Here is a 14,286-nt window from a genome sequence, read left to right as displayed (position 1 = left end):
CCCACAACCACAACTGATCCGGCCCCGGGCAAGCACCAGCCGAACATGGCTCGGCACTACCCGGGTGACGCGACCTGACGTGGCCCGGCGCAGCCTGCGGCATTATCATGCGCAGCATCGCGGCCCGTGCCGCTGGCAGTCACCGCAAGGATTTACCGCAATGATGGAAGAACTCCTGATCGTCACCACCGGTGGCACGATCGACAAGATCTACTTCGACGACAAGTCCGATTACCAGATCGGTGATCCGCAGATCGGCATGATCCTGCGTGAGCTGGGCGTGACCTTCCGTTTCAACGTGATCCCGATCCTGCGCAAGGACTCGCTGCACATCAGCGATGATGACCGCGAGCTGATCCGCGCCACCATCGCCGCGCAGCCCACCCGCCACGTGCTGGTCACCCATGGCACCGACTCGATGGTCGCCACCGGCAAGGTACTGGCCACCATCCCGGGCAAGACCATCGTGATGACCGGCGCGCTCAGCCCGGCCCGTTTCCGTGGGTCCGATGCCGAGTTCAACATCGGCTGCGCCATCGGCGCGGTGCAGTCGCTGCCGGAAGGCGTCTACATCGCCATGAACGGCCGCATCTGGAATCCGGAGAAGGTCCGCAAGAACGTCGACGCCAATCGCTTCGAATCGTTGTAAGTGGCCAAAAGTACCCGCGCCACCGCCGCATTGGACAAGGCCGGCATCGCCCATGGCGTGCATGCCTATGACTACTCGGCCGACGTCGACAGCAAGGGGCTGGCAGCGGCGCAGGCACTGGGCATTGCTCCGGCAAGGATGTTCAAGACGCTGATGGCCTGGGTGGACAAGCAGCCACTGATCGCGGTGATCCCCTCCGATCAGCGCCTGTCGCTGAAGAAGCTTGCCGCCCATTGCGGCGGCAAGCACGCACAGATGATGGAAGTGCCTGAAGCCGAGAAGCGTAGCGGCTACAAGGTCGGTGGCATCAGCCCCTTCGCACAGCAGCGGCCGGCCAAGGTGGTATTTGCCGCCAGTGCCGGGCAGCACGACGCGCTCTACATCAACGCCGGCCAACGCGGCCTGCTGCTGGATATCGCCCCGGCTGATGCCTTGCAGGTCCTGCAGGCCAGCTGCGCCGATATCTGCGAGGACTGAGTCGCTGTCAGCGACATGGGCTCAACCACAACGCCGGGCCCATCCGCGCCGACAAACGATGCCTCCAGCTAGAACGTGATCGACCAGCGGTTGAGCCGGCCCGTATCGCCACTGGCCTTGTCGTTGACTCGCAGTGTCCAAACGCCATTCAAGGCCTCCTTGGAAAGATCCACCTCGAAGGTCTGCTTGATGTCATCGGCACTACCTCCTTCGTAATTGCTCAGCAGATAGGCGCGCCCGCCAGGTGCAAGCAGCTCCACTTTCAGGTCACCGCGCCAGCCATGGCTGATATCCACCGTTACCGGCGTCGCCGCCGGTGCATTGGCAGTACGCCCGGTTACGCTGATCGGACTCTCCACCGTGCGGTTGTCGAGGATATCCAGCGCCTCGTTGCTGCTATAGGTCTGCGCCGGTAGCAGACCCCAACTTGCCTTCAAACGCACCCCCGAGTACGCCGAGTAGCCGGTCAACATGACGTGGTAAGTGCCCGCTACAGGCGCCGGAATGCTGCAACTTTCGGCATTGCCGGCGTGGAACGGTCGACAGTCGTAGCTGAAGGCGGTGGGACGGCTGGCGGCGCGTACGTACAGGTCCGCATCGCCATTGCCGCCAGCAATACTGATCAGCAGGTTCGACGCACCTGCCGGTATCTGCACGCTGTAATAGCGATTGCTGCCTTTGCTGCCCGCCAGGTCGATCAGCGCCACACCGTTGACCAACACTGTTGCGGGGTCGGGGTCCGGCGGCAACGGGCCGCCCAGCGCTGCAGCCACAGCCGCCTGCGCATTGACGATGCCGGTGCCGATCTCCCGGTCCGGGGTAGCAGGAAAAGGCGTCGCCGTAGCCTTGATCAAGGCTTCAACCTGCATGGGCGTACGCACAGGACTGGAGACCTGTTGCACCAGCGCCACCACGCCCGCCACATGCGGCGCCGCCATCGAGGTTCCGCCATAGGACGCGTAGCTCTCGCCCGCCGGGCCCTTGCTGCCACTGTTGAGCGTGGAAAGGATGGAGCTGCCCGGCGCCGCAATGTCCACCAACGGACCATGGTTTGACTGCTGACTGCTGCTCCAGATCGAGCGTTTGCCGGCGCTGTCGCTGGCAGCAACGGCGATGACATTGTTGCAGTTGGCAGGCGAGGCGCTGCCCACGTTGATGTTGCTGTTGCCAGCCGCGACAACCAGGGTCGCGCCCTTGCCTGTCGCACTGTTGATCGCGTTCTGCATGGTGCTGCCGCAGGTGCCTGCACCGCCCAGGCTGAGATTGATCACCTCTGCTGGGTAAGCATTGGCAGGTACACCGGCTACCTGTCCACCGGCAGCCCAGACAATGGCGTCGGCAATATCCGAGGTATAGCCGCCACAGCGGCCCAGCACACGTACCGGCACGATCCTGGCAGCAGGCGCGACGCCCGCCACTCCCTTGCCATTGTTGGCAACCGCCGCAACGGTGCCGGCGACATGGGTGCCATGCCAACTGGAATTCTGCGCGCCATGGCTGCCACCACATTGATTGGCCGTCACCCAGTCACCCGGGTCGCTGGCATCGCCATCGCGACCATCACCGTCATTGGCAACCGCAGTGTCGTCAATGAAGTCATAGCCCGGCAGGACATTGGCATCCAGATCGCTGTGGCTGGCAATGCCGGTATCCAGCACCGCCACCACCACGCCCTCCCCGGTTGCATTCTCCCAAACTTCAGCGGCCTTGATGCCATAGGCACCGAACAGCCCCCATTGCTCGCCGAAACGCGGATCGTTCGGCGCGGTAGCGATGGTATGGCGCCGATCAATCTCGACGTACTCGACACCAGGGTCCGCAGCCAGACGATGCATCAAGGCTTGAGCCTCGATGCGATCCAGCGGCGTGTCCACGTGCACCACGTCCGCACCTACCGCCAACCGGCGCAGGCGCTGCAGCGTGCCAGCCTTGCCAGCGCGTACCGGCAACCCACGTGCAGCGATGGTCAAGACGCGGCCCAGCACGACCCCACCTTCAGCCTGGGCTGTGTCCTTGCGGAATTTGACGATGAAGCGTTGATGCACCAGCGCGGAGTCCAGGCCTGCAAGTTGCACTTCGCCGGCCAAGGCAGGCGCGCACAACAGCAGCGGAAACAACGAAGCAGTGCCAGCTGCCACGAACCCACGGCGAAGCGTACGGCGCGATATGGATGACATTGTTGAACCCTTCTGCATGGAAAGATGCCGCTTGCGCGGCGTCGGCCCTGCTCGGTGTTCCCGGCGCGGACAGCAACCAACACCAGGGCAGAACGCTCCGGATTGGTTCCCCTTCACCAATCCGCCCGCAGACAGTAGGCCGGCGGCTTACGCGCTCCCATCGGCGTTCTACTGAAACCGCTGTCCGGTGCGCCGTCGGAACCTACCAACGCATCAGTCAGGAAAGTGCGCATCCCGCGCTTCAATGCATCGTGACCATCACCAACGCCAACAATTCCTGCCCGCCACGTCCTTCGCCGCAAGTGACGGGCTCACTGCTGAAGCGCTGCTTGCGCGGCCGCATTCCCTGGCAGCACTACATCGGCGAATCCATACTGATCGGCACGCTGCCTCAAGCGGAAACGCAGGACCGTGCCGTGGTCACTGGACTCGTAGCCCGGGCAAACACAGCGCAGCCGGGGCCGTTGACGGAGAGTCTGAGAGTTCGCCTGAGCATTGCTCCCGGGTGCGCTGCGCTTATCCGGGCTACAGACCTGTTGCGAACGAGGCATCCTGCCAATCACAACGCCATGGGGAAACGTGTGTACTGAAGTCCATCAATCAACAAACAAAAGCCCCGGCGAAAGCGCCGGGGCCAGATCACATCGCAGCAGAGCAGCAGCGCCTTCAAGCAAACATCCGCTGCCGCTTGACGCTGCTCAACTCAGAACCTGATCGACCAACTGTTGATACGACCGGTATCACCGCTGGCCTTGTCGTTGACACGCAGCTTCCAGTTGCCGTTCAACGCCTCGCTGGACAGGTTGACGTTGAAAGTCTGCTTGATGTCATCCGCGCTGCCACCCGCATAATTGCTCAGCACGTAGACGCTGCCATCGGGTGCCACCAGATCCACTTTCAGATCGCCCTTCCAGGTATGGCTGATATCCACGGTCACCGGTGTCGATGCCGGCGCGTTGCCACTGCGTCCGGAGACGGCAATGCTGCTTTCCACAGTGGCATTGTCGACGATGGTGACCGCCGTCGCGTTGCTGTAGGTCTGCACGCCACCGCTGCCACCGCCGGTGCTCCAGCTCGCCTGCAGGCTGACGCCGGAGAACGCAGAGTACGCGGACAGCATCACGTGATAAGTGCCAGCAACCGGTGTTGCAAAGCTGCAGCTCTCGGCGTTGCCGGTCTTGTACGGACGGCAATCGTAGGTGGACGTGGTCGGCTGGCTGCCGGCACGCACATACATGTCCGCATCACCGGTGCCGCCGGAGCTGGCGATGACCAGATTGCTCGCCCCTGCGGGAACCTGCACGGTGAAGAACTGCGTGCTGCTGGCAGCGCCCGACAAGCCGGTGATCGGCACGCCATTGTTCAGGACCGTGCCACCCGGGTTTGGATTGCCGCCACCGTTGGCTGCATCCACCACTGCCTTGGCATTGAGAATGCCCGGGCCGATGCTCTGCGATGGCGTGGAGGGGAACGGCGTTACATTGGCCTTGATCAAGGCCTCGACCTGCGCCGGCGTCTTCGGCGTGGTCGAAACCGCCTGCAGCAGCGCGACAACACCTGCCACGTGCGGGGTCGCCATCGAAGTGCCGTTGTAGGCGGCGTAGCTCTCGGTGCCCGGCGTGGTGGTGCCGCTGTTGAGCGTGGACAGGATGTTGGAGCCCGGTGCGGCGATGTCGATCAGTGCACCGTAGTTGGAGAAGCTCGAACGTGCGCCGGTGCTGGTCGTCGATGCCACTGCGATCACGTTGTTGCAGTTGGCCGGCGAGGCATTGGACACATTGGTGTTGTCGTTGCCTGCAGCAATCACCAGCGTGGTGCCACGGCTGACCGCGCCATTGATTGCCGCCTGGGTGGTGCTGCCGCAGGCACCGGAGCCGCCCAGGCTGAGATTGATCACCTCGGCCGGATTCGCGTTGGCCGGTACACCGGATACGGTGCCACCGGAAGCCCAGATGATGGCGTCGGCAATATCCGAATCGTAGCCACCGCAGGTGCCGAGCACGCGCACCGGTACGATCTTGGCGCCATAGGCCACGCCGGCAACGCCCTTGGCGTTGTTGGTGACCGCCGCAATGGTGCCGGCGACATGGGTGCCATGCCAGCTGGAGCCCTGTGCGGCATGGATGCCACCGCATTGATTGGCGCTCACCCAATCACCCGGGTCACTGGGGTCGTTGTCGCGGCCATTGCCATCGTTCGACACCGTGGTGTCGTTGATGAAGTCATAGCCCGGCAGCAGATTTGCGGCCAGATCGCTATGTGCGGTGATACCGGTATCCAGCACCGCCACCACCGAGCCGGCGCCATTGGTGACATCCCAGGCTTGGTTGGCCTTGATGCCATAGGTCCCCGAGTAGCCCCACTGCTCGCCATAGCGGGTGTCATTCGGGGTCAGGCGGATGGTATTGAGGCGATCGACCTCGACGTACTCGACATTGGGATCGGCAGCCAGCTTGCGCATCAGGGTTTCCGCCTCGGCCCGATCCAGCTTGGCATCGGCACGGACCACATCCGCGCCTACCGCCAGACGCCGCATGTGCTGCACACCGATGCTCTTGCCCGCACGTGCCGGCAACGCACGCGCGGCGGAGACCAGGGTTTTCTGCAGGGCAGCGTCACCTGCAGCCTGGCGGCTGTCCTGCCGGTATTTGACGATGAAGCGTTGGTGCGTCGGCGCGGAATCGAGGCCGGCCAGATGCACATCGCCGGCCCAGGCCGGCGCACACAGAAGCAGGGATGACAACGACGCAGTGCCAACAACCAACAACCCACGAACGAGCGTACGGCGCGATTTGGATGACATTGATTAGCCCTTCTGCATTGAGAGGAAGCCGCGTGCGCGGCATAAGTCCTACCCGGGGCCCTGCCAGATGCGAAGAGGTTGCTGCCCGGGTAGAACTACCCGAACCAGTCCCCTGTTACCGATTCGTGGGCGGACAGTAAATGGCGGCTGAACCAATGACAAGAGGGTTACAACAGAAACCGTTGCTCCGTCACGTTTACGCAAGTGAGTGATTCGTAAAGAATATTTTATTATTGCTTGGTACTGCTGGGCTGCGCCCCTGGGTGTCCGGACAAAGAAAAGCCCGCTGCGAATGTGCCGCAGCGGGCTTCTTCACTTGCCTGACTCGGAGGCTCAGGCGTCCAGACGCACCAGCCAGCCGTGGCGGTCAGGCTGACGGCCGTACTGGATGTCGGTCAGTTCCTTGCGCAGCGACATGGTCACTTCACCGGCCGGTGCATTGATGTCGCCCACCGAGAAGCCTTCGCCCTTGAGCTGGCCGATCGGGGTGATCACTGCCGCGGTGCCGCAGGCAAACACTTCGGTGATCTCGCCCGAGCTCACGCCCTGCTTCCACTCGTCGATGGTGACCTGGCGCTCTTCCACGGTCATGCTGCGGTCGCGGGCCAGCTGCAGCAGCGATTCGCGGGTGATGCCTTCCAGGATGCTGCCCGACAGCGCCGGGGTGACCAGCTTGTTTTCCTTGCCGTAAACCAGGAACACATTCATGCCGCCCAGTTCTTCCAGGTACTTGCCCTCGACCGGATCCAGGAACAGCACCTGCGAGCAGCCCTGCGCCTGCGCCTGCTGCTGCGGCAGCAGCGAGGCTGCGTAGTTGCCGCCGCACTTGGCAGCACCGGTGCCACCCTTGGCAGCGCGCGCGTAATCGGTGGACAACCAGATCGCCACCGGCGCAACGCCCTTGGCGAAGTACGGGCCAGCCGGGCTGGCGATGACGTAATAGGTCGCCTTCTGCGCGCCGCGCACGCCGAGGAAGGCCTCGTCGCCGATCATGAACGGGCGGAAGTACAGGCTGGCTTCATCGGCATCGGAGACCCAGTCCTTGTCCAGCGCGACCAGCTGCTTGAGCGACTCGACGAAGATCTCGGCCGGCAGTTCCGGCAGCACCAGGCGGCGCGCCGAACGCTGCAGGCGGGCGGCGTTGGCCTGCGGACGGAAGGTCCACACCGAGCCATCAGCGTGACGGTAGGCCTTGATGCCTTCGAAGATTTCCTGGCCGTAATGCAGCACGGCGGCAGCCGGATCCAGCGAAATCGGGCCGTACGGCGTTACCGCCGCATCGTGCCAGCCGGTGTCCTTGTCCCAACGTACGGCCACCATGTGGTCGGTGAAGTGCAGACCAAAGCCCGGCTTTTCCAGGATTTTGGCGCGCTCCTCGGCGCTACGCGGATGATCCGAACGGGTGACATCGAAGCTCAACGAAGACTGGGACACCGGATAATTCCTTCCAGATTGCGGGATGGGACAGCCCCGATGCCACGCTGGCAGCGGGGGTGCAGCACAAACCGTCACCGGCAGCCGCCGGCGCGGGCTTACAGCATGCCAGTTTCCAGGCGCGCCGCCTCGGACATCATGTGACGTCCCCACGGCGGGTCGAACACCAGGTCGACGTCGGCCTGGGCCACGGTCGGGATCATCTCCAGCTTGCTGCGCACGTCATCGACCAGGATCTCGCCCATGCCACAGCCCGGCGCGGTCAAGGTCATCTTGACGTCGACCTCGCGCTGGCCATCGTCCAGATGCTTGATATCCACTTCGTAGATAAGCCCAAGATCGACGATGTTGAACGGGATTTCCGGATCAAAGCAGGTGCGGAGCTGTTGCCAGACCAGCTTCTCCACATCCTCGTCGCCGGCATCATCGGGCAGTTCCAAGCCCGGTGGCGGCTCCTTGCCGATGGCGTCACCGTCCTTGCCGGCGATACGGAACAGGTTGCCTTCGACAAATACCGTATAGCTGCCACCCAGTGCCTGGGTGATATAGCCATAACTGCCGGCCGGCAAGGTCACGCTATCGCCCTGCGGCACCATCACGGCCGGGCAATCGCGCTCAAAATGGACAGGTTCACTGCTACGGGAATACATGTAGATGGATATGGGGACGCGGTGGCTACCCGCAATGGCCCCATTTTATCCGACTGGGCGCACTCGCCGCTGAAACGCTATGCTGCGGAATCTGTTCGGGAATGCCCATGTCGCCTGTTTCCACCTCGGCCAGCCCTACCCGCCACTGGCTCTGGCCCGTTTTACTGTTGTTGGGAAGCATCACCCTCACCATCGCCTGGCTGCTGGTTGCCCTGAGCACCGGCACCCAGGCCGGCTGGATGGCGATACTGGCCGCGCTGGAGGCGGCGTGGATGCTGCGCCTCGGCACCTTCCGGGCCGGCCCGGCGCGCGTTGCGGTGACCCTCCTGGCCACCGTGCTGATCGCGGTGGCGGCCAACTGGCTCATCGCCGCCGCCTATGTCGGCGGACCGATGGGCTTGACCCCATGGGAATCCGCCCTGCGCATGGGCCCGCATTTCGCCTGGACCCTGCTGTCATTGGCCAACGGCCTGGGGGAACTGATCTGGCTGTGCATCGCCCTGCTGGTGGGCTGGCGCCTGGGGCGTTGAATCTCGCTTGATCGCAGCGTCAGTGTGAGAATTCATCGCGGCATGAAACAAAATGTCAGTTTTTGCACATTTCCCCAGCCATGGTCTGCACATTAGGACCAGTTAAAAATTCGTAATTTCATGACTCCCTCGCACCACTCCGCGGAGAGTCATACGTGAGTATCCAGCCACTCAGCCACGCCGTTCGTCTCGCCCTGTTACCCATTTCGACCGCCGCGCTCGCCCTGGGCGCCGCCGGCAGCGCGCTCGCCCAGGACGCTGCCCCCAAGGAAGAAGCCACCAATCTGGACCGCATCCAGGTCACCGGCTCACGCATCAAGCGCGCCGACCTGGAAACCTCCAGCCCGGTTTTCACCATTGACCGGCAGAACATTGAGAGCTCAGGCGCTGCCACTGTCGGCGAGTTCCTGCAGCGCACTCCGGCCATCGCCGGTGCCGCCACCAACCCGCAGGTCAACAATGGCGGCGGCGCGGGTGCGGCCACGGTCGACCTGCGCGGCCTGGGCGTGAACCGCTCGCTGGTGCTGGTCGACGGCAAGCGCTGGATCGGCACCATCTCCAACGCCAATGGTGCGGTGGACGTGAACTCCATCCCGATGGCACTGATCGAGCGCGTTGAAGTCCTGAAGGATGGCGCCTCCGCCATCTACGGTTCCGATGCCATCGGCGGCGTAGTCAACTTCATCCTGCGCAAGGATTTCGAAGGTCTGGAAGCCAGCGCGTTCTATGGCACTTCCTCGCGCGGCGACGCTGACACTCAGCGCTTCGACGCCACCTTCGGCCTGCACGGAGAGAAAGGTCGCCTGATGCTGGGCGCCAGCTACGACAAGGAAGACCAGGTCAGTGCCGCTGACCGCAGTTACTCCAGCCAGCCCTACCAGCTGTATGCAGGCGAAAAGGGCATCGGCGGCACCAGCCGCATCCTGACCGGTCGTTACGTGGTGCCACGTGCGTCGGCAACCGGCGTGGATCTGACCGATCCCAATTGCGGCAGCGGCGCAAACGTCACCCTCACCCGTATAGACGGCCGCCCGGGCTCTTCGACATCGGATTTCCGCTGCTTCAATCCGAACACGGACGTCTATAACTTCCAGGCCGACGGCAACCTCAACCTGACCCCGCAGGAACGCACCTCGTTGTTCATGAGTGGCAACTACCAGCTCACCGACAACATCGAAGGCTTCCTGCTCGGCTCCTGGCTGCGCACCGAGTCCTCGTTCTTCATCGCACCGCTGCCCTTCGATGGCCGTGCAGCAGTGGACAACGTGCCGATCAGCAAAGACAGCATCTACAACCCCTTTGGCGTGGACATCACCGATGCGCGCCTGCGTCTGCGCGACTTCATCCCCACCCGCACCACCCGCTTCGAAACCGAGACCTACCAGATCACCGCAGGCCTGCGCGGCGCATTCGGTGACAGCAGCTGGTCGTGGGACGCCTCCTACGGTTACGGCCGCACGCCACAGACATCCGCCGTGCGCGGCTATCTGTACAGCCCTGGTCTGACCGATGCACTGGGCCCATCGATGATCGACCCGGTCAGTGGCAACCCCATCTGCGTACGTACGCCGGGCAATGCAGCGACCGCCATCGCCGGCTGCCTCCCGGTCAACTTCATGGGCCCGGCACCTGACCCGAGCACCGCGGTGGGCCAGGCACAGCTGGCCGCGCTTGAGCTGATCAACCCGACCATCCACAGCAGCAACGAGAACGATCTGAAGGTCTTCAACGCCAACGTCACCGGCGATCTGTTCCAGCTGCCGGCCGGTGCCGTATCACTGGCGGTGGGCGTGGAACGCCGCGAAGAATCAGCCAGCTCCAGCAGCGACTTCCTGACCATCATCCCGCCAGGGGACACGGTCTGCAAAATCACCCAGGAAGCCTGTACCTTCGGCGACATCTCGGGCAAGTTCGACGTCAATGAAATCTATGCCGAGGCGCTGATCCCGGTGCTGTCCGATATGCCATTCGCCGAGAAGCTGAACTTCTCGTTGGGTACACGTTATTCGGACTACTCCAACTTCGGCGGCACCACCAACTCCAAGATCGGCATGGAGTGGAAACCGTTCGCTGACCTGCTGGTTCGCGCCACCTATGCGGATGTCTTCCGCGCACCCACCATCGGTGACCTCTACTCGCCCACAGTGCCCAGCGCCAGCACCTACACCGATCCCTGCAACGGTTACACCGGTGGCAATCCCACCGCCTGCGCAGGCGTCCCAACCGACGGTTCCTTCCGCCAGAGCAACAACCAGGTGACCTCATTCCAGGTTGCCAACTCCGCGCTGGTGCCGGAAGAAGGCGACGTGTTCACCTACGGCTTCGTCTACAGCCCGAGCTGGCTGGAGGGCTTCAGTGTCACCGCCGACTACTGGCGCGTGAATCTGGACAAGTTCATCACCAACCTGCCCGAGAACGTACTGCTGAACCAGTGTTTCAACTTTGGTCGCTTCTGTGACACCTTCGTCCGCGACAGCGCGGGTGACGTTGCGCAGATGACCAACATCACCGGCAACTTCGGTACGTTGAAAACTGCAGGTATGGACCTCGGTTTCCGCTACGTCTTCCCGGAAGGCGCATGGGGCAAGTTCAGCTGGAACCTGGACACCACCTATCTGGCCCAGTACGACGTGCAGCTGCTGGCCGGTGACCCGAGCAGCAACGTCGGTGCCTTCCCGGGCATTCCGGAGAGCACCGGCCTTGCAGGCACTTTCGTCGACAACGCCTCGTCGGGCTTCGGCAACATGGCCCGCTGGCGCGCACTCAACGACCTGACCTGGTCGCGTGGCAACCTCAGCGCCAGCCTGACCACCCGCTACGTGCACCACGTGTACGAAGCACCTGACGTAGCCGATGTCACCGAGCCGGGCTATGTCGCCAAGCGTCGGGTTCCGTCCTTCACCCAGACCGACCTGCAGATCGGCTACCGCTTCGAGGACCTGAAGAACAGCTCCATCCAGATCGGCGTGCGCAACCTTACTGACCGCCAGCCGCCGTTGATCTATTCTGGCTTCAACGCCTCGACGGATATGCGGACCTACGATGCAATCGGCCGTTTCTACTGGATGCGCTGGACTGCCCGCTTCTGAGCCAGCAACAGCAGCAGCACCCTCCGCCGCGGCCGATGCCGCGGCGGAGGATCAGGGTGCGGACCTGCGTCATTACATCCGCACCTACGACCACAGTTTGCCGGCCGAAATGTGCGGCAAACTGATCGCCTCCTTCAACTCGCTGTCCCGTTTCCAGCAACGCAACGGCCGCGGGGTACGCCCGGGCCTGGACGACAGCGCCTGGACCGAACTGGATGTGAGCCGCCTTTCCGATGCGGGATTCCTCACCTACTTCCGCCAGCTGATCAGCAACGCCCTGCAGCGATACAACGCCGATGTCGGCCTGCCAATCGCGGTGCCCGACAGTCCGCTGCTCAGCCCCCTGATCCTCAAGCGCTACCGCGCCGGCAGCGAGGAAAAGTTCCAGACCCACTTCGATTCGATCAATGAGGTCTGCGACCGCTACCTGGTCTTCCTGTGGTACCTCAATGACGTGGAAGCCGGTGGTGAAACCTGGTTTCCCGGCCTGCATACCGGCGTGGCACCGCGCACCGGAAGACTGCTCATGTTCCCCCCGTACTGGATGTACGCCCATCAGGGCAAGCCATCCCCCGCGCAGGACAAGTACATCCTCTCCACCTACCTCAGGTTTCCCCAGCGTCAGTCGAGCGTATAGCCGTAACGCACTACCCACGGCGCAAGAATGGCCAGGGTTTCATCGCTGAAATGGGCGCGATAGCTGCGCCACCGACCTACTGCCGAGGCGTTGAGCGGCTGTACCACCTGCGAGTAGCTGGGCGTGTTGATGCGACGCGCTCGTGCGCTTGCGTGGTTGGCGAAGGAAAGCTGCTGTTCCTGCGCAGGCAGTGCCAGGAACGCCATCAAGGTGGAGAGCACCGCAGGAAGATCGTCCACCAGGTCCTCATAGCGCAGCACGTGCACGCGCGCAGGCACCCGTTCGCGTTGCTCGTGCCACCAGTGCATGATCGCCGCATAAGTGCGTGCAGTGGACTCCAGCGAAGTGAACGCCAAGGCGCCGCCATTGATTCCAAACGCCTGCATATAGCAACTCAGTACACAGTCGCAGGGATGGCGCAGCAGCAACAGCCAGTCCGCCTGCGGGAACAAACGCGCCACATAGGGCAAGCGCGTCATGGTCAGCGGGTACTTGTCCACCAGCCGACCTTGCAGCGGCAGGTGTCGCCTGACCTCGTTCCAGTAGCGTTGCCTGGCCGCAGCAAGCGCCGCCGGCGACAGCGCATCCAGAGCGGCCCCCAGGTCATCGTCGCGCCACGTGGGCGCGCTGCGCAGTTGTTCGATCACCACCTCCAGCGCCGGCCGCTCATCCAGCACCTCCAGACCCGGATGCACGTCCAGTATCCGTTCCAGCAACGTCGTTCCCGAGCGCGGGAATCCCACCAGGAACACCGGATCGCTGGGCCGGGCAGGAGCATCCGGCAAGGCCTGCGCCCACGCCTGGGGCGCGGTCTGCAACAAACGCTGTTGCAACCAGTCCAGTACCGGCGGCATGCGGCCTGCAGGCAAGCGCTGTTCGAATGCTGTCACCGCCGCTGCATGCGCCGATGCCAAGGCCTGCATCGCGTGGTCGACCTGCCCGAGCTGGTCATGGTTGCGCGCCAGCTCGAACTGCAGCTGCGCCTGCATCGCTGGCGCAACCTCCTGCAGCAGCGCCTGTTCGGCATGCTGGATGGCTACCTGTGGCTGCTGCTGCCGACGCATCACGCGCGCCATGGCCAATTCATACATTCCCGAGCTGCCGTGCTCAGCGCGCGGATCAATCCCGCGCAATACCTCAGCCGCCTCGTCCAGCCGGTTCAGGCGCTCCAGCAACAGGGCGAATTGAATCCGCGGCTCGATGGCATCCGGGGCTTCGGTGATCAGTTGCCGGTACAGCTGCTGCGCGGCAGCGTCACTGCCGGCCTGCGCCAACAACCAAGCCAAGGCACGGCGCTCGCCGTGGTCCAGCGACGCCTCCTCCACGCCGGCGAGACAGGCTGCAAGTTCCTCGAACCGTTCCATCTCCGCCAGGCTCTGTGCATACGCCAAGCGCACGTCAATCGCCCCCGGCTCCCTTGCCAGGGCAGTCGCCAGGCATCCATTGGCGTCGGCAAAGCGTGCCTGTCCCAGCAGCGCCAACCCATAGCCGAGCAGCCACGCCACATCCTCCGCACCCAGCGCACGGGCGCGTTCAAACGCCGTGCCTGCGGCAGCCGCATCGGCATCTTCAAGACAGACGTTGCCCAGATTCATCCACACGCTCAGCGAATCCGGCTGCAACTCGGCGGCCCGTGAAAGCCAGTCACGCGCATCCTGCACCCGTCCCTGTGCGGCCAAGGCCAGCGCCAGCACCTCCATCCCCGCCGCGAAACCGGGCGTTGCGGCGAGCAGACGGCGCATCGCCGTTTCCGCCGCATCGTGGCGGCCCTGCTGCAGATCCTCCAGCGCGCGTTCCAGCTCAAGCTGCATCAAAGCCCCCGATGGTTACAACTGAACCT

The 14,286-nt window shown here is 63.5% G+C and carries 8 protein-coding genes and 4 pseudogenes; 5 read left to right on the top strand and 7 right to left on the bottom strand.

Going from position 1 to position 14,286, the window contains the following annotated elements; translation table 11 throughout:
- Positions 1-163 precede the first annotated feature (163 nt).
- Positions 164-649 carry an asparaginase domain-containing protein gene (locus AC1VXC_RS17320; RefSeq protein WP_282267147.1) on the top strand — a complete coding sequence of 162 codons (486 nt, stop codon included), beginning with the start codon at positions 164-166 and terminating at the stop codon, positions 647-649.
- The gene (ybaK, locus tag AC1VXC_RS17315; protein WP_313494281.1) at positions 650-1,126 is read left to right on the top strand and encodes a Cys-tRNA(Pro) deacylase; all 477 of its coding nucleotides are present in this window, start codon (positions 650-652) and stop codon (positions 1,124-1,126) included.
- A gap of 68 nt (positions 1,127-1,194) precedes the next feature.
- Here ybaK and AC1VXC_RS17310 read toward each other — a convergent pair.
- The 6 genes and pseudogenes from AC1VXC_RS17310 to sufT form a co-directional block, all read right to left on the bottom strand.
- Positions 1,195-1,416, bottom strand: a pseudogene (locus tag AC1VXC_RS17310) (proprotein convertase P-domain-containing protein); the annotation flags it as partial.
- Between the two features lie 132 nt (positions 1,417-1,548).
- Positions 1,549-3,303, bottom strand: a pseudogene (locus AC1VXC_RS17305) (S8 family peptidase); the annotation flags it as partial.
- A 703-nt stretch (positions 3,304-4,006) separates the two neighbouring features.
- A pseudogene (locus tag AC1VXC_RS17300) lies at positions 4,007-4,228 on the bottom strand (proprotein convertase P-domain-containing protein); the annotation flags it as partial.
- A 144-nt stretch (positions 4,229-4,372) separates the two neighbouring features.
- Positions 4,373-6,106: pseudogene (locus AC1VXC_RS17295) on the bottom strand (S8 family peptidase); the annotation flags it as partial.
- A gap of 333 nt (positions 6,107-6,439) precedes the next feature.
- The gene (locus AC1VXC_RS17290) at positions 6,440-7,540 is read right to left on the bottom strand and encodes a branched-chain amino acid aminotransferase (protein WP_481539378.1); all 1,101 of its coding nucleotides are present in this window, start codon (positions 7,538-7,540) and stop codon (positions 6,440-6,442) included.
- Positions 7,541-7,638: 98 nt separating this feature from the next.
- Positions 7,639-8,190, bottom strand: a complete 552-nt coding sequence (sufT, locus tag AC1VXC_RS17285; RefSeq protein WP_057628710.1) for a putative Fe-S cluster assembly protein SufT — start codon at positions 8,188-8,190, stop codon at positions 7,639-7,641.
- Between the two features lie 107 nt (positions 8,191-8,297).
- Here sufT and AC1VXC_RS17280 point away from each other — a divergent pair, with 107 nt between their 5' ends.
- From AC1VXC_RS17280 to AC1VXC_RS17270, 3 genes are all read left to right on the top strand, one after another.
- Complete coding sequence (locus AC1VXC_RS17280) at positions 8,298-8,720, top strand: hypothetical protein (protein ID WP_481539379.1); 423 nt, start codon at positions 8,298-8,300, stop codon at positions 8,718-8,720.
- A gap of 155 nt (positions 8,721-8,875) precedes the next feature.
- Positions 8,876-11,809 carry a TonB-dependent receptor domain-containing protein gene (locus AC1VXC_RS17275; RefSeq protein WP_313174196.1) on the top strand — a complete coding sequence of 978 codons (2,934 nt, stop codon included), beginning with the start codon at positions 8,876-8,878 and terminating at the stop codon, positions 11,807-11,809.
- A gap of 109 nt (positions 11,810-11,918) precedes the next feature.
- Positions 11,919-12,446 carry a 2OG-Fe(II) oxygenase gene (locus tag AC1VXC_RS17270; protein ID WP_313174194.1) on the top strand — a complete coding sequence of 176 codons (528 nt, stop codon included), beginning with the start codon at positions 11,919-11,921 and terminating at the stop codon, positions 12,444-12,446.
- Here the strand turns inward: AC1VXC_RS17270 and AC1VXC_RS17265 are convergent.
- Positions 12,431-14,257 (bottom strand): tetratricopeptide repeat-containing sulfotransferase family protein, encoded by a 1,827-nt coding sequence (locus AC1VXC_RS17265; RefSeq protein ID WP_481539381.1) that lies wholly within the window; start codon positions 14,255-14,257, stop codon positions 12,431-12,433. The genes AC1VXC_RS17270 and AC1VXC_RS17265 overlap by 16 nt on opposite strands.
- Positions 14,258-14,286: the final 29 nt, after the last annotated feature.

This window comes from Stenotrophomonas sp. STEN033 (genome assembly GCF_056856655.1).
The sequence above is the reverse complement of the archived record's forward strand: the minus strand, read 5'-3'. Positions and strand labels throughout refer to the sequence as shown.